General features: G+C 32.6%; 16 protein-coding genes. 10 read left to right on the top strand and 6 right to left on the bottom strand.

Annotation, left to right across the window (positions count from 1 at the left end; translation table 11 throughout):
* Nucleotides 1-135: 135 nt before the first annotated feature.
* Nucleotides 136-2,871 carry a TonB-dependent receptor gene (locus tag BUC09_RS03060; RefSeq protein ID WP_073308557.1) on the bottom strand — a complete coding sequence of 912 codons (2,736 nt, stop codon included), beginning with the start codon at nucleotides 2,869-2,871 and terminating at the stop codon, nucleotides 136-138.
* A 180-nt stretch (nucleotides 2,872-3,051) separates the two neighbouring features.
* Here BUC09_RS03060 and BUC09_RS03065 point away from each other — a divergent pair, with 180 nt between their 5' ends.
* Nucleotides 3,052-3,735 (top strand): response regulator transcription factor, encoded by a 684-nt coding sequence (locus BUC09_RS03065; protein ID WP_073308559.1) that lies wholly within the window; start codon nucleotides 3,052-3,054, stop codon nucleotides 3,733-3,735.
* Nucleotides 3,735-4,793, top strand: coding sequence for a sensor histidine kinase (locus tag BUC09_RS03070; RefSeq protein ID WP_073308561.1), 1,059 nt, complete (start codon nucleotides 3,735-3,737; stop codon nucleotides 4,791-4,793). The genes BUC09_RS03065 and BUC09_RS03070 overlap by 1 nt, the downstream gene beginning before the upstream one ends.
* Here BUC09_RS03070 and BUC09_RS03075 read toward each other — a convergent pair.
* On the bottom strand, nucleotides 4,756-5,817 hold the full coding sequence (locus BUC09_RS03075) for a glycosyltransferase (RefSeq protein WP_073308563.1): 1,062 nt from the start codon (nucleotides 5,815-5,817) through the stop codon (nucleotides 4,756-4,758). The two genes, BUC09_RS03070 and BUC09_RS03075, sit on opposite strands and share 38 nt — an antisense overlap.
* A 236-nt stretch (nucleotides 5,818-6,053) precedes the next feature.
* On the opposite strand from BUC09_RS03075, the gene trmB reads away from it, so the two are divergent.
* The 6 genes from trmB (at nucleotide 6,054) to BUC09_RS03105 (ending at nucleotide 10,521) form a co-directional block, all read left to right on the top strand.
* Nucleotides 6,054-6,728, top strand: a complete 675-nt coding sequence (gene trmB / locus BUC09_RS03080; protein WP_073308565.1) for a tRNA (guanosine(46)-N7)-methyltransferase TrmB — start codon at nucleotides 6,054-6,056, stop codon at nucleotides 6,726-6,728.
* An 8-nt stretch (nucleotides 6,729-6,736) separates the two neighbouring features.
* Nucleotides 6,737-7,378, top strand: a complete 642-nt coding sequence (locus BUC09_RS03085) for a lysine transporter LysE (RefSeq protein WP_073308567.1) — start codon at nucleotides 6,737-6,739, stop codon at nucleotides 7,376-7,378.
* Nucleotides 7,379-7,389: 11 nt separating this feature from the next.
* Entirely contained in the window at nucleotides 7,390-7,731 is a 342-nt protein-coding gene (locus BUC09_RS03090) for an MGMT family protein (protein ID WP_073308569.1), read from the top strand.
* 122 nt (nucleotides 7,732-7,853) lie between these two features.
* A complete protein-coding gene (locus BUC09_RS03095) occupies nucleotides 7,854-8,984 on the top strand; it encodes an Mrp/NBP35 family ATP-binding protein (protein WP_073308570.1) in 1,131 nt (376 codons plus the stop codon).
* 26 nt (nucleotides 8,985-9,010) lie between these two features.
* Entirely contained in the window at nucleotides 9,011-9,250 is a 240-nt protein-coding gene (locus tag BUC09_RS03100) for a NifU family protein (protein WP_073308572.1), read from the top strand.
* Nucleotides 9,251-9,462: 212 nt separating this feature from the next.
* Nucleotides 9,463-10,521: an NAD(P)/FAD-dependent oxidoreductase gene (locus tag BUC09_RS03105; protein WP_073308574.1), complete on the top strand. Its 1,059-nt coding sequence runs from the start codon at nucleotides 9,463-9,465 to the stop codon at nucleotides 10,519-10,521.
* A 40-nt stretch (nucleotides 10,522-10,561) separates the two neighbouring features.
* Here the strand turns inward: BUC09_RS03105 and BUC09_RS03110 are convergent, their stop codons facing one another.
* Nucleotides 10,562-11,428 (bottom strand): DMT family transporter, encoded by an 867-nt coding sequence (locus tag BUC09_RS03110; RefSeq protein ID WP_073308577.1) that lies wholly within the window; start codon nucleotides 11,426-11,428, stop codon nucleotides 10,562-10,564.
* Between the two features lie 93 nt (nucleotides 11,429-11,521).
* Here BUC09_RS03110 and BUC09_RS03115 point away from each other — a divergent pair, with 93 nt between their 5' ends.
* Complete coding sequence (locus BUC09_RS03115; RefSeq protein WP_073308579.1) at nucleotides 11,522-12,070, top strand: cation transporter; 549 nt, start codon at nucleotides 11,522-11,524, stop codon at nucleotides 12,068-12,070.
* Nucleotides 12,071-12,115: 45 nt separating this feature from the next.
* Here the strand turns inward: BUC09_RS03115 and gldD are convergent, their stop codons facing one another.
* Genes gldD through mutY form a run of 3 tightly spaced genes read right to left on the bottom strand, consistent with a single transcriptional unit; the run spans nucleotide 12,116 to nucleotide 14,183 of the window.
* On the bottom strand, nucleotides 12,116-12,679 hold the full coding sequence (gene gldD, locus BUC09_RS03120) for a gliding motility lipoprotein GldD (protein ID WP_073308581.1): 564 nt from the start codon (nucleotides 12,677-12,679) through the stop codon (nucleotides 12,116-12,118).
* Between the two features lie 10 nt (nucleotides 12,680-12,689).
* Nucleotides 12,690-13,112: a single-stranded DNA-binding protein gene (locus BUC09_RS03125; protein WP_073308583.1), complete on the bottom strand. Its 423-nt coding sequence runs from the start codon at nucleotides 13,110-13,112 to the stop codon at nucleotides 12,690-12,692.
* Nucleotides 13,113-13,151: 39 nt separating this feature from the next.
* A complete protein-coding gene (mutY, locus tag BUC09_RS03130; protein ID WP_073308585.1) occupies nucleotides 13,152-14,183 on the bottom strand; it encodes an A/G-specific adenine glycosylase in 1,032 nt (343 codons plus the stop codon).
* Nucleotides 14,184-14,291: 108 nt separating this feature from the next.
* Here mutY and BUC09_RS03135 point away from each other — a divergent pair, with 108 nt between their 5' ends.
* Nucleotides 14,292-14,606, top strand: coding sequence for an HU family DNA-binding protein (locus BUC09_RS03135; RefSeq protein WP_262487717.1), 315 nt, complete (start codon nucleotides 14,292-14,294; stop codon nucleotides 14,604-14,606).
* The last annotated feature ends 272 nt before the right edge of the window (nucleotides 14,607-14,878 follow it).

Genomic DNA, 14,878 nt, shown 5'->3' on the forward strand with positions numbered 1-14,878 from the left:
TTGTGTTAGGTTTTTTTAAAGATTTTACAAAACAATTAATATTAAATTAACAAAGCTAACTAGTAAGATTGTATCTCTAGTAAATAAAAAAAACCTCAAAATTTTGAGGTTTTTTTTATTTACTGTTTTGTTTTTTTAGAACTTATAATCTAAGCTTAAACCAAAGAAAACGCCTTTTTTATAAGTAAGTACTGGAACAGATCCGCCTATGTTTTCTTGAATACGTTTAAACTCTGGATTCAAAAAGTTTTTTGCAGATAAATTTAAACCTAAGTTTTGGTTTAGTTTAGTTTTTAAAATAAAATCCAAAGTTCCCATTCCTTTATCTATTAAGTTTCCTTTTTGCTCTACACCAAGTGCATATAAACGATCTGAATAATAGTTATAAGCTAGGGTTGCTGTTAAGCCTTTATCATTATTGCCAGTAAGATTATACGAAACATCAGTATTTAATAGTAAGTCTGATGCACCTGTAAATCCAGCCTCTTTACTAGTTAAATTTGTACTAATTGTACCTTTAGTTTCTTTAGCTACTTTTTCTCCGTTTAATTCTTGATTTGTTTTCATGTAAGAAACATTCAAACCAACAGATAATTTATTTGTTTTTTCTGTACTAAAGTCGAAGATATTTTTTCTAGCTTCTAACTCAATTCCATAAACATGTCCCCAGTCTCCAGTATTGGCATAAGTGATGTCATTTGTTGAAGAAGCCATTGTGATTTCATTCATTGGGTCTATAATGTATTTTCCAAAGGCAGTTACTGATAGTAATTCGTCATTCTTTGGAAAAAGTTCCCATTTAAGATCTGCATTATAGTTTTGAGATGAATACAAATATGGATTACCTCTTTTAATTTCTGTTACATCCTCGTATACGAATAAAGCACGCTCTTTAAACTGTGGTAAAGTGTATGTTTTACTTGCGCCAAATCTTAGATTTTGTTTTTCGTTTAATTCATATTTCACAACTAAATTAGGTAAAATCTCATTGCGATTAAGTTTGTTTTTTCCTCCTTCAGGGTCAAATTGAGTCTTCCATTTAACGTTTTGTTCAATTTTTTCTCCACGAACACCTACTACAGCGCTTAATTTCTCACTTAATTTATATTCAAGGTTTAAATAACCTGCATGAATATTTTGTTCTCCGCTGTAAACCTGTGGTTTATATCCAGCATAAGCAATAATGCTGAAGAAATTATTTTCATAATTTGTTTGGTTAAAAAACAAATCTAAGTTAGAAGGGTCAACAATTGTAGTTGTTCCAGAACCTATATGGTTTGTTCTTATACGGAAGTTATATTGAAAAGCCTCAAAATCTCTCTCTTTTAAACGACCATTATAACCTACAGTTATTTTTCCTTTATCATCTGCTCCAAATTTGTAACTTAAAGATAATCGAGCAGCAATTTCATTTTCTTTCAAGTTTTGATAGTATCTATGATTATCTGAAGGCGCGTTTTGAACAAATCTATATCCGTCTAAAGTTTCATGTCTTTTAAGAGTATTTTGTGTTCTATCTGGCATGTTTCCAGTAATTACATCAAGAGAACCACCCCAGTCTAATTCCCATTTATTACCAATTTTATGATTACCAATTAATTGGTTAACTAATAATTGATTTTGTGTGTATGTTGCACGTTGTACTAAACCTGTTCCGTCTTCTGCTTGATCACGTAAAAAACCGTTATAAATATCTCTAGTTTGATCAGATGAATTTACAAATAAGAAATTGTATCCAATTTTATGACTAGAATTTATACTATAGTTAGCGTTAAACATACCTGTAGTATTAGTGCTGTAAGAAGTTTTTTCTTGATAAAGGCCTTTTAAAAATGTACCTTGAGCATCTACAGATTGATTGATTCCTTCTCTATATTGATAATTGTTGCTGAAACCTCCAGTTGAAAAAAGGTTTAAACGACCCTCTTTACCAATATTGAAAGATTTTCCAGCTTTAATATTTAAGTTTCCACCAATTGGCATTACACCTTTTGGAGCTAGACTATTTTCAAAGTTATATGCATTCAAACCATTTGCAGGTTTTCCATAAGTTGTGTAACCAAATTCATTTGGACCTTGTTGTAAGTTAAAATCTCCTGCTTTTTTAACGGCATTAGTATTTGCCGATGATCCAATTGAAACTTCTAAAAGTCCTTTTCCTTTATAGTTTTTAGTTGAAATATCTACATTACCTCCTGCAAAATCTCCTGATACTTTTGAAGAATAAACTTTGTCAATAGAAATGTATTCAACAATGTCGGTTGTAAAAATATCTAGAGCGATATTTTTTTTCTCAGGGTCATTTGATGGTACAGGTAGGCCATTAATAGAAGTAGAGTTGTAACGATCTCCTAGACCGCGTACATATACATTATTACTTCCTTCTTGCTTTGATACACCAGAGGTTTTAGCAACTGCAGTTGCTACATCACCAACCCCTTTTCTGCTAAGTTCTTGGGCACCTATATTTTGTTTTATTTCAATAGCTTTCTTTTGTTCAAGTAATAAAGCAGATTCTTTTTCACGGCTTACTGTAGCTTTAACTAAAACGTCTTCCATAGTAACACTACCAGAACCTAACGTTTCGTTTATTGTTTTGTTTTGACCTTCAGTAATGGTAAAAGTAACTTCTTTTGATTCGTATCCTAAGAAACTGAATACAATTGTATGGGTTCCTGGAGCAACTTCAATGGCATATTTTCCATCAATATCTGTAGAAGCACCTTGTGTTGTACCTTTTATACTTACATTCGCAAAAGGAAGAGGTTCTCCTTTTAAATCCTTGTCAGAAACAACACCTGATACCGAAGTTTTTTGAGCAAATGTTATTAAAGAGAATAATAAGAATAAAATTGTTAATCTAGATCTCATTTGTTGTGTGTTTTAATTTTGTGCAAAGGAATGAGAGTAATGTAAAATTCGTGTTAGCTTGAAGTTACCTTTAAGTTTTCATTATGTTAGGTTAATGTTATCAGATTAAATTTGTGTAACTTTAAAAAAATCACTTATTTTATCGTTAATTTTACGTCGCAAAACCAGACAGCGCCTTATATGAAAAAGAAAGATATTAAGATCTTGTTAGTTGATGACGAAGCAGATATTTTAGAAATTGTAGGTTACAACTTATCACAAGAAGGGTATCAAATATTTACTGCAGAAAATGGTAAAAAAGCCATAGAAAAAGCAAAAAAACACCAACCACACCTTATAATCATGGATGTAATGATGCCAGAAATGGATGGAATGGAAGCGTGTGAGATTATTAGAAAAACACCTGAATTAAGTCAAACTATAATTACATTTTTAACAGCTAGAAATGAAGACTATTCATTAGTAGCTGGATTTGATGCTGGGGCAGATGATTATATTTCAAAGCCAATCAAACCCAAAGTATTGGTGAGTAAAGTAAAAGCTTTGTTACGCAGATTGAAAGATGAGGAAAGTTCTTCTGAAAATCTATCTGTAGGAGGTATAGAAATAAATAGAGAAGAATATAAAATCAATAAAGATGGTGAAGAGATTATTTTACCTCGTAAAGAATTTGAACTATTCTATTTGTTAGCCTCTAAACCAGGAAAAGTATTTAAGAGAGAAGAAATCCTTGATAAAGTTTGGGGTAATGAAGTGGTTGTGGGCGGTAGAACTATTGATGTTCACATTAGAAAATTACGTGAAAAAATAGGAGAAGATCTTTTTAAAACCATCAAAGGAGTTGGTTATAAATTTGAGTTTTAATGAGTATTAGCTTTAAGAAAACATACAAATTTGCTGTTAAATCGGCGCTTTACATATCATTGTTTTCTGTTGGTTTTATCTCAATACTGAGTTATTTTTTCTTCGAGTTTAATTGGCTTTTTAGTTTAACTTTTGGAGTTTCAATATTAGTATTTTCCTTTTTTGTTCTTCAATATAGAGTTGAAAGATTCATTTATAGGAGAGTTAAAAAGATATATGATGACATTTCCTTTTTAGATTCTTCAGAATTTAGAAACCAATCTATTACTACAGATATGGCAACTTTAACCAAACAGGTTAAAAAGTTTGCTACAGATAAAAAATTAGAGATTGAAATGCTTAAAGACCGCGAGGAATATAGACGTGAGTTTTTAGGTAATGTTTCTCATGAACTTAAAACACCTTTGTTTACGGTTCAAGGTTATATTTCTACCTTATTAGATGGCGCTCATAAAGATAAAGTATTGCGAAAAAAATACTTAGAAAGAGCCGAAAAAGGAGTAGAAAGACTCGTTTATATTGTAGAAGATCTCGACATGATTGGTAAACTGGAAATGGGAGATGAGAGTTTAGAATTAGTTGAGTTTGATATTGTAGAATTATCTCAAAATATTATGGATTTGCTAGAAATGCAAGCCAATAAAAAGGATATTTCACTAAGTTTTGATTCTAAATATTATAGACCAATTTACGTCTTAGGAGATTATGAAAAAATTCAGCAGGTTATGCTAAATTTAGTAATGAACTCTATCAAGTATGGCAAAGAAGGTGGATCAACCGAGATAGGAATCGAAGATTTAACAAACAATAAAGTTATTGTAAGAATTACTGATAACGGTGAAGGTATCGAAAAACAAAATATCCCTCGTTTGTTTGAGCGTTTCTTTCGTGTAGATAAAAGTGGCAATCGCGCTGAAGGAGGTTCAGGGCTTGGTTTGTCAATCGTAAAGCATATCATTGAGGCTCACGATGAAAAAATTTATGTAGAGAGTACCTTTGGAAAAGGTTCAGAGTTTTCCTTTACTCTTGAAAAAGTTGAAAAAGCTTCTTCCAACTAACATTGGTTTTAAAATCTCTTAGTCCTTTATATAATGCTACCTCAAGTAAGTTTTCTACTTTAAAACTATCTTGTTTACAGTAAGGAACTAATCCTTCTTTTTTGTATTTTTTTGCCAAGTATTCCTGCTCATATTGTCCGGGAGTTGGAATAAAAAAGGCTTTTTTCCCAAGTTGGGCTAAATCCATAACAGTAGTGTATCCAGAACGACATAAAATAAGTTCACTTTCATTGAACGCCTTTTCTAATTCTGAGGAATTCATGAAATTGTAAAATGTAAATTGCTCTTTTTCTTCAATAGTCTGTTGAGGTTGGATTTTGCCTTTAACAAACAAAATATTGCCTTTGTATGTTTGAAGTTCCTCAGTAAGTTTTTCTTCTAACAATGTTCGTTGTGGCTCAGGTCCAGAAAGGATAACCATTAAGTCGTACTTTTTTTCTAGTTGTTTTTTATGCAAACGACTTAACGGGCCAATGTATTTAATGCCGTTGTGGTGTGTGTCTAAGTGGCCTAATTTTCCTGTAAGATTAGGTTTAGAATCGACGTCAGGAACCCAGCACTGATCAAATTTACTGATGATGTATTGATGCATTTTACTTGTAAGCCAAGTTGTGTTTCCTGTCATCACATTAAGTTGATGGGTGATGAATACTGAAGGGACTTTTTTGTATCGAACGCCTAGTCTGTTGTCAGAAATTATTCCTTCAATTTTATACTCCTTGCATATTTTTTTAACCAATTTTTTTTCTTCTAGAATGGCATCAATCATCTTAGGGCTATTCGCCAAAAGCTTCAGTTTAAAGAATTGTCCGTTTTTTGGATATTCAATATTATAGGAAGGCAATTCGATAGATTCTATATGTGGAAATTCCTTTCGCAATAAATCTAAAGCAACACCGTCTGATGCAATAACAGGAGTGAAATTATGAGTTTCAAGAGCTTTAATGATAGGTATGCAACGTGTGGCGTGACCTAGTCCCCAGTTTAATGGGGCAACCAAAATTTTTTTTGATGTATTCTCCAAAGTTTACAAATATGCGATACAGTTTGTTATTTAACCCTGATAGTAGCGACATCCTTTTTAATTGTACACTGAGCCAAGTCGAAGTGTCTCAATTAAAAAGATATAGCGAATAGCAGGAATTGCGTCTGCAAAAAATCAATACAGATTCGTTTACAATAATTTACATTAAATGTAAAGATAAATGTATTTTCATTGCGGTATATTTCCTTAATTTTACCAAAATTTTAAGTTTAGTTGTGGGAAGTAAGAATAAATTAAAAAGGTTTAAGGAAAACGAGACGTTTACTAACGTTTTTCAACCTACGAGAGAAGAAGTGGTTTCAGGGAATTTTCCTTTAAAAGGAAAGTGGAATAAAGATTTTTTTAAAAATGATAATCCAATTATTTTAGAGCTTGGATGCGGTAAGGGTGAATATACTATTGGTTTAGCCGAAAGAAATTTAGATAAAAACTATATTGGTATCGACGTAAAAGGTGCTCGTTTTTGGCGAGGAGCAAAAACATCGGTAGAAAATGGAATGGATCATGTAGCTTTTGTGCGAACTCAAATCGAACTAATCGAACATATTTTTGCTGAAAATGAAGTGGATGAAATTTGGATTACATTCCCAGATCCGCAAATAAAATACAAACGTACTAAGCATAGAATGACCAATTCAGAATTCTTGAAATTATACAAAAGAATTTTGAAACCTAATGGTGTGATGAATTTAAAGACAGACTCAGAATTCATGCACGGTTATACGCTTGGATTATTGCACGGTGAAGGACACGAAGTAGAGTATGCAAATCATAATGTGTATAAAAACGAAGGGTCACCTAAAGAAGTAACAGATATTCAGACTTTTTACGAAAAACAATATTTGGAAATTAACAAGGCAATTACGTATATTCGATTTAAAATAAAATAAACTTCTAGATGGCTTTAATTTTGCCGTTATTTTTTGGTTTTTTGACTGCGCTTGTGGGAGTTGCTCCTCCAGGAATCATTAATATGACTGCTGCCAGAATTAGTCTTCAAGACGGTAAAACTAGAGCCATGATGTTTACATTAGGAGCTTCTGTGGTTGTTTTTATTCAAACATTAGTTGCTATTGTTTTTGCTCAATACATAGATGGTCATAAAGAAGTGGTTATTTTATTACGCGAAATAGGCTTTGGAATTTTTACAATCCTAACAATCTACTTTATTTTTATCGCTAAAGCACCCAAAGTAAAACTAAAAGACGAGCTCCGAATTAAGAGTAAAAAGAGCCGATTTTTTTTAGGGATGCTTATTTCAGCAATTAATTTTTTTCCAATCCCTTATTATGTCTTTGTTAGTATAACGTTAGCTTCATATGGATATTTCACTTTCGATACAATCTCTGGATTATCATTTGTAATAGGTGTCGTCTTAGGAAGCTTTGCGGTTTTTTATGCCTATATGGCTTATTTCCAGAAAATTGAATCTAAAGCTGTTTTCCTACTTAAAAACATGAATATTATCATGGGAACAATTACAGGATTAGTTTCATTACTAACTTTATATAATATTCTTAGATACTATTATAAGTTTTAAAACTCATTGCTTTGGCTAAGAAAAATCCAGATAACGATAATTTCTTCGAAAGAGTATATGCAATCGCTCGGCAAATCCCTGAAGGTCGAGTAACTTCTTATGGTGCTATTGCTAAAGCTTTAGGAACTGCTCGTTCAGCAAGAATGGTGGGCTGGGCAATGAATGCTTCGCATAATATGGAAGACGTGCCTGCACATCGTGTGGTAAACCGTAACGGTGTACTTACTGGAAAATATCATTTTGACGGAACTAGCTTAATGCAACAACTTTTAGAAAGTGAAGGAGTTGAAGTTGTAAACAATCAAATCGTTGACTTCGATAAATATTTTTGGCAACCTGATATTCAACTATAATTTGCTTTTATAACACTATAACAAAACTTTAAACCTTCAAACTTTTAAACTTTTAAACTTCTGATTATCTTTGCAATCTAAAATCAGTTTAAATAAAGATAACTGAAGTTGAATTATAAAAAATGAAATTAGATAGAAAAGAAATCCTTAAAGCATTAGAGAACATTTCTATTGCTGGTGAAGGAAAAAATATGGTCGAAAGTGGAGCAGTAACAAATGTGATTACTTTTGGCGATGAGGTTGTTGTCGATTTAGTATTGGCAACACCGGCAATGCATATTAAAAAACGTGCAGAAGATGATATTCGTAAATTAATTCACGAAACATTTTCACCAGAAATTACGGTTAAAGTAAATATCAAAGTAGAAGTTCCTGAAAAAGCAAACGAGATTAAAGGAAAAGCCATTCCTGGAATTTCAAATATTATTGCAGTAGCTTCTGGAAAAGGAGGAGTAGGAAAATCTACTGTAACAGCTAATTTAGCAGTGACTTTAGGTAAAATGGGATTCAAAGTTGGAGTTTTAGACGCTGATATTTATGGTCCTTCAATGCCAATCATGTTTGACGTTGAAAACGAAAAACCTATTTCGATAGAAGTTGACGGAAAATCGAAAATGAAACCTATCGAAAGCTATGAAATCAAATTGCTTTCTATCGGATTCTTTACAGCACCTAGTCAAGCGGTTATTTGGCGTGGTCCTATGGCTGCGAAAGCGTTAAACCAAATGATTTTTGATGCAGCTTGGGGCGAACTAGATTTCTTATTAATCGATTTACCTCCAGGAACAGGAGATATTCACTTATCAATTATGCAATCGTTACCTATCACAGGAGCAGTTGTAGTAAGTACTCCACAAGCAGTAGCCTTAGCTGATGCTAAAAAAGGAGTGTCAATGTTCTTGTCTGATAGCATCAATGTGCCAGTTTTAGGAATTATCGAAAATATGGCTTACTTCACACCAGAAGAATTGCCAAATAATAAATATTACATCTTTGGTAAAGAAGGTGCTAAAAACCTAGCCGAAGATTTACAAGTACCATTCTTAGGAGAAGTTCCTTTAGTGCAAAGCATTCGCGAAGCAGGAGATTATGGTCGTCCCGCAGCTTTACAAACCGCTTCTCCATTAGAAAAAGTATTCGAAGAAATTGCTAGAAACACTGTTCAAGAAGTAGTAAATCGTAACGATAGCCTTCCACCAACAGAAGCAATCAAAATAACAACAATGGCTGGATGTTCAGCTGTTAAAAAATAGTATTTAGATACTGTAAACTCAAAATGATGACAAATCAAGAATTAGAACAAAACATTTTAAAAGCATTAGACGAAATTCGTCCGTTTTTAAATTCCGATGGTGGTGATATTACTCTTGTTGGAATCGAAGACGATAAACATGTTAAAGTTCGTTTAGAAGGCGCTTGCACAAGCTGCAGTTTGAGCATTAGCACTCTAAAAGCAGGTGTAGAAACCACTATAAAAAAATACGCGCCACAAATAGAAACTGTGGTAAATGTAGCTTAATGTTATCCTGAGCGTGTCGAAGGATGGGCGTGACCCTTTGGGTCGGGTCTTCCGCTATATCTTTTTGATAGTGCATTTTGAAGGTCACTGAGCCTGTCGAAGTGCGAAATGCCTATCAAAAAGGATGCCGCTTCAACCCCTCACGCAACTGACTAATATCATAAAAAATAAGTCCAAAGAAGATTAACTTTGGACTTTTAAAATTAATCAAAATGATCGAAACCGATATACTTATTATAGGCGCTGGTCCTACAGGATTGTTCGCTGTTTTTGAAGCTGGTCTTTTAAAATTAAAATGTCATTTAATTGACGGTTTGCCACAACCAGGTGGTCAGTTAACCGAATTATATCCTAAAAAACCAATCTTTGATATCCCTGGTTATCCTTCAGTAAATGCAGGAGAATTGGTTGATAACTTGATGGAACAAATCAAACAATTTCAACCAGGTTTTACCTTAAACGAAGTTGCCGAAAAAATCCAAAAATTAGATGACGGAACATTTATTGTTACTACTAACAAAGGAACTGAACACAAAGCAAAAGCAGTTGCTATTGCAGGAGGATTAGGTATTTTTGAACCTCGTAAACCCTTGCTTAAAGATATTGAGTTTTATGAGCAAGACGATAGAGGTGTAGAGTATTTTGTAAAGGATCCTGAAAAATTCCGTGATAAAAAAATTGTAATCTCTGGTGGTGGTGATTCAGCATTAGACTGGACAATTTTCCTTTCAAACGTAGCTTCAGAAGTGACTTTAGTACACAGAAGAAATGAATTCCGTGGTGCTTTAGATTCAGTAGAAAAAGTTCAGGAATTGAAGCAACAAGGTAAAATCAAGTTAATTACAGAGGCAGAGGTTATTGGGTTCAATGGTTCTGAACGCATTACTGCAGTAGATATTCAAGTAGGAACTGCTCGTCAAAATGTAGAATGTGATTATTTCATTCCGCTATTTGGTTTAACTCCTAAATTAGGCCCTATTGCCAACTGGGGATTAGAAATTGAAAAAAATGCCATCAAAGTAAACAACGCTTTAGATTATCAAACCAATATCGAAGGAATCTATGCCATAGGTGATGTGAATACGTATCCAGGAAAGCTAAAATTGATTTTGTGTGGTTTCCATGAAGCGACTTTAATGTGTCAAAGTGTTTATAACAGAATCAATCCTGGGAAAAAATATGTGTTAAAATACACTACAGTTTCAGGAATCGATGGTTTCGATGGTTCACGTAAAGAAGCTGAAAAAGCAGTTGTGAAAGCAATTGAATAAAACAATATTATAAAAATAAAAGCGGGTTAATCCCGCTTTTTTATTTCTTACTTGCTAAATAAACTCCGCTCAAAATTACACCAGCTCCTGCAAGTTGCATAAAATTTAAAGTTTCTCCATCAAGCATCCCCCAACTCATCGCTACAATAGGAATAAAATAAGTTACTGATGAAGCAAAAAGAGGGGAGGTAATTTGTATTAACTGGTAATATAAAATATTAGCAATTCCGGTTCCTACCATTCCTAAAATTATCATGAAAAGTGTCGAATGAATGACTTCAGGTTGCGTCATTACATCGGCATAGCCATTTGCAAAAAGAATAATCAATGCGGGAATCAATAATGTTAGAAAGTTTCCTGTTGTAATTGCCAGCGGACTAACATCTGATAAATATCTCTTAATTAAATTGACATTTAACGCATAGCACATAGTTGCGATAACGACTAAAAATGCACAAAAATAGTTGGTCACTCCGCTAGCCGATTTTCCAAAGAAAACCAGCAGCAAACAACCTGTTAAACCTAAAACAACTCCTATAACTTGATTTCTTACAAAACCTAATCCAAAAGCTAAAACGCCAATTAATAAAGTATATAAAGGAGTCAAGGAATTTAAAATTCCGCTCACAGAACTTTTAATGCCGGTTTGTGCATAAGCAAATAAAAACACAGGTAATCCATTTCCAAATAATGAGGTTATGGCAACATATTTCCATTTAGTAACTGGTATTTTAGAAATGCTTTTAAATCCAACAACTACCATAAATAGACAGGCAAAAATAATTCGTAATGCACCCAGTTGGAAAGGGTTTAATCCAACTAAACCACGTTTTATCAATATAAAAGAACTACCCCAAATTAAAGAAAGCAGTATTAGTAAGAACCATTTGTTGTTTTTAGATAACATAGTGAAATTTTGATTTCCCAAAATTATGTTATTGTTTGTATATGAATTGCCAAAATCAATACTTTTGTTTATTCAATTATCAAAAAAAGAATTATGAAAAATAGTAAACTATCAATTTTAGCTTTAGTAGTTGCAGGAATTACTTTGGTAAGTTGTAAAAAAGAAGAGTCAGTTTCTAATACAGATACAAACGCGGTAGCTGAAACTACTAATAAAGATTCTAAAGCTGTTGCAAAAGCTGAGACAACAACTTTCAATATTGAAGGAATGACTTGTGCAATGGGTTGTGCTAAAACAATCGAAAATAAACTGGCTGGATTAGATGGTGTTCAAAAAGCCACTGTAGATTTTGAAAAGAAAACAGCTACTGTAGATTATGATGCAGCTGTTCAAACTCCAGAAAAATTAGTTGAAACTGTTGAGGCTGTTGCCGATGGTAAAACGTATAAAGTATCTAACGTAAAAAATACTGCTGATAAAGCAATGAATTATCAAGAGCCAAAGCAGGAAAAAAAGAAAACAACTGCTACTAAAGAAGCTTCAAAAACTGCCGAAGTTTCTACAACTACAAAGAAAAAAGAAGGTTGTTGTACTTCTAAAAAGTCTTGTTCATCAAACGTTAAGGTGGAAGGAACATTATAATAATATTTTCATTCAATAAAAAAGCTCCGATTACTCGGAGCTTTTTTATTTCCATTCTAATGATTCCATTAGCATTCGTAAATCATTCTTAATATAATGTGCGGCAGGTAAAACCGAATCAAAATTAGGTCTAGCATAAAAATAAACTGAACCAGCTAAAAAATGCTTTGTACTGTCTGTTAAATAAAACTGAGATTGAGAAGCTGCATTTCCGCCTACTTCATAAAACATTCCGTACGCTTTCTTTTTATCGTTTACATAAGGTTGTTCTACAATGCCGTCTGCTTTAATTACGTGTTCGTAAGTAAGTTTTTGGGCATCACGCAAAAGAGCATCGATATTTTTGTTTACGGGTTTGTAATTTAAATAAACAGTGGCCTTAAGTTTAGGATATTCTATATGAAAATTACAACTGCCTTGATCAACTACTTTTCCAATAGAATTGTACTCAAATGTAAAACCACAAGCTTTATCAAATTTAGTGTAGTTTGGTTTTGGGTAGTCTAAACTTAAATAGGCTTTTGGTTTTGGTAACACATCATCTTTGCAGCTTATGATACTGATGCATAATCCGCAAAAAAGAAAAAAGCTCAAATGTTTTCTTGACATCTCTATGGTATTAAAAAGGTAAATCGTTTTCTATAGGGTTGTCAAAATTAGTGCTTTTTGGAGTTTCGGGTTGTGATTTTAACATTTCCGAATCCTTTTTAGTGTTTAAAAAAGTAAATTCGGTTACCTGAATTTCTGTAGTGTATTTTGTTGTGCCATCTTCGGCTTGCCATTGGCGAGATTTTATTCTTCCCTCAACATATATTTTATCTCCTTTAGAAAGATATTTTTCGCAAATTTCTGCAGCTTTGTTACGAACTACAACATTATGCCATTCGGTCGAAGTAATTTTTTCTCCTGTTGTTTTATTAATATAGATGTCATTGGTAGCTAGTGGAAACCTTCCTATGCAGTTTCCTCCTTCAAAATAATGCATCTTCACTTCATCTCCCAAATGACCTATTAGGATTACTTTGTTTAATGTACCATTCATGGCTTATATTATTTGTGAACATCAAATATACACAAAAAATCAGTATTTATTGTTATCAAGAAAATTGTGAAGCACTATTGGGAATGGATGTTTTTTTAGGCTCTCGTAATCTAATCCATTTTCTAAAGTTGTGTTTGTCCTTACTTTCCAGAAAGTTATATGTAAATGTTGATGAGATAGTTTGTGAATTACTGATTCACTCTCTAATAAGGTTATAGAGTTTATGTCTTCATAAAGTGACTTGATTTTGTACTCTATAATTTCTTCTTTCTCCTTTTCTTCGGTTTCTATTAATGGTAATTCATATAAATTGTGCCAAATTCCTTTTTGAGTTCTTTTGTTTATGATTCCTTTGTTCGAAGAATCAAGGACTAACAGGTAATTAAAAAATCTATTTTTAATCTTCAGTTTTTTAATTTTTACTGGAAGTTGATTGATTTTGTTTTTGGCAAGTGCCAAGCAGGAGTTGTTAAGTGGGCATGAATCACAGTTTGGACTTTTAGGAACACATTGTAAAGCACCAAATTCCATTATAGCTTGGTTAAATAGAGCTGGATTTTTACTGTCTATCAATTCTGAAGCTAACTGGGTGAATTCTTTTTTAGCTCCGCTTGAAGCAATATCGGTCTCAATATCAAAATATCGCGAAAGGACTCGATAAACATTTCCATCTACAACGGGTACGCATTCATTAAATGAAAAAGAAGCTATTGCAGCCGCAGTATATTCTCCTATTCCTTTAAGTTTTAGTAGGTCTTTGTAGTTGTTAGGGAATTCCCCATTCAATTCTTCTGAAATATATTTTGCAGTGCCATGTAAATTCCTAGCTCTAGAGTAATAGCCTAAACCTTGCCATAGTTTTAGCACTTTTTCTTCATCGGCTTTAGCCAAATCAAAAACAGTTGGAAATACTTCTGTAAAAGCCAAAAAATAAGGCAAACCTTGAGCTACTCGAGTCTGCTGAAGCATAATTTCTGATAGCCAAATTTGGTATGGATTATTTGTTTTTCGCCAGGGCAAATCTCTTTTGTTGGCTAAATACCACGTAATTAATGTCTTACTAAAACTCATTGTTATAAATTGGTTCGCAAAAATAAATCTTTATGTTATTAAATTTTAATCGGTTATAGTTGAAATATTGTTTTTTTAATTTATATATTTGCACACTCAAAAAATTACATAAACTTAAATTTATATAATAAAATGACAAAAGCAGATATCGTAGCTAAAATTGCTGACAAATTAGGGTTGGAAAAAGGAGATGTACAAGCTACAGTTGAATCTTTTATGGATGAAGTGAAAAATTCATTAGAAACAGGAGACAATGTTTACTTAAGAGGTTTCGGAAGTTTTATCGTTAAAACTAGAGCTGAAAAAACTGGTAGAAACATTTCTAAAAACACAACTATCAAAATTCCTGCTCACAACATTCCAGCATTCAAGCCTGCTAAAGTTTTCGTAGAAGGCGTTAAAACAAACAACGAAGCAAAATAATTTACTAATCAATAAAACTACAAAGTTATGCCAAGTGGTAAAAAAAGAAAAAGACATAAGGTAGCTACTCACAAACGTAAAAAAAGAGCGAGAGCTAATCGTCATAAAAAGAAAAAGTAGTTCTTAAACTACTTTTTTCTTTTTAAACGTTCATTGAAATTAAGATTTGTGAATTTAAATACAGTTTTTAAAAGCTATATTTCATTTATAAATCTACGGGTAATTTGCCTGTTAAAAATGTTTAATCCATCTGTAAAATAAGATTTCAGATT

The sequence above is a fragment of the Flavobacterium terrae genome (assembly GCF_900142035.1).
Taxonomy (GTDB): domain Bacteria; phylum Bacteroidota; class Bacteroidia; order Flavobacteriales; family Flavobacteriaceae; genus Flavobacterium; species Flavobacterium terrae.

Coding starts and splice junctions, on each gene's coding strand:
- BUC09_RS03060 (WP_073308557.1), bottom strand. CDS start 2,871: ATGAGATCTAGATTAACAATTTTATTCTTATTATTCTCTTTAATAACA.
- BUC09_RS03065 (WP_073308559.1), top strand. CDS start 3,052: ATGAAAAAGAAAGATATTAAGATCTTGTTAGTTGATGACGAAGCAGAT.
- BUC09_RS03070 (WP_073308561.1), top strand. CDS start 3,735: ATGAGTATTAGCTTTAAGAAAACATACAAATTTGCTGTTAAATCGGCG.
- BUC09_RS03085 (WP_073308567.1), top strand. CDS start 6,737: ATGGCTTTAATTTTGCCGTTATTTTTTGGTTTTTTGACTGCGCTTGTG.
- BUC09_RS03095 (WP_073308570.1), top strand. CDS start 7,854: ATGAAATTAGATAGAAAAGAAATCCTTAAAGCATTAGAGAACATTTCT.
- BUC09_RS03100 (WP_073308572.1), top strand. CDS start 9,011: ATGACAAATCAAGAATTAGAACAAAACATTTTAAAAGCATTAGACGAA.
- BUC09_RS03105 (WP_073308574.1), top strand. CDS start 9,463: ATGATCGAAACCGATATACTTATTATAGGCGCTGGTCCTACAGGATTG.
- BUC09_RS03110 (WP_073308577.1), bottom strand. CDS start 11,428: ATGTTATCTAAAAACAACAAATGGTTCTTACTAATACTGCTTTCTTTA.
- BUC09_RS03115 (WP_073308579.1), top strand. CDS start 11,522: ATGAAAAATAGTAAACTATCAATTTTAGCTTTAGTAGTTGCAGGAATT.
- gldD (WP_073308581.1), bottom strand. CDS start 12,679: ATGTCAAGAAAACATTTGAGCTTTTTTCTTTTTTGCGGATTATGCATC.
- BUC09_RS03125 (WP_073308583.1), bottom strand. CDS start 13,112: ATGAATGGTACATTAAACAAAGTAATCCTAATAGGTCATTTGGGAGAT.
- mutY (WP_073308585.1), bottom strand. CDS start 14,183: ATGAGTTTTAGTAAGACATTAATTACGTGGTATTTAGCCAACAAAAGA.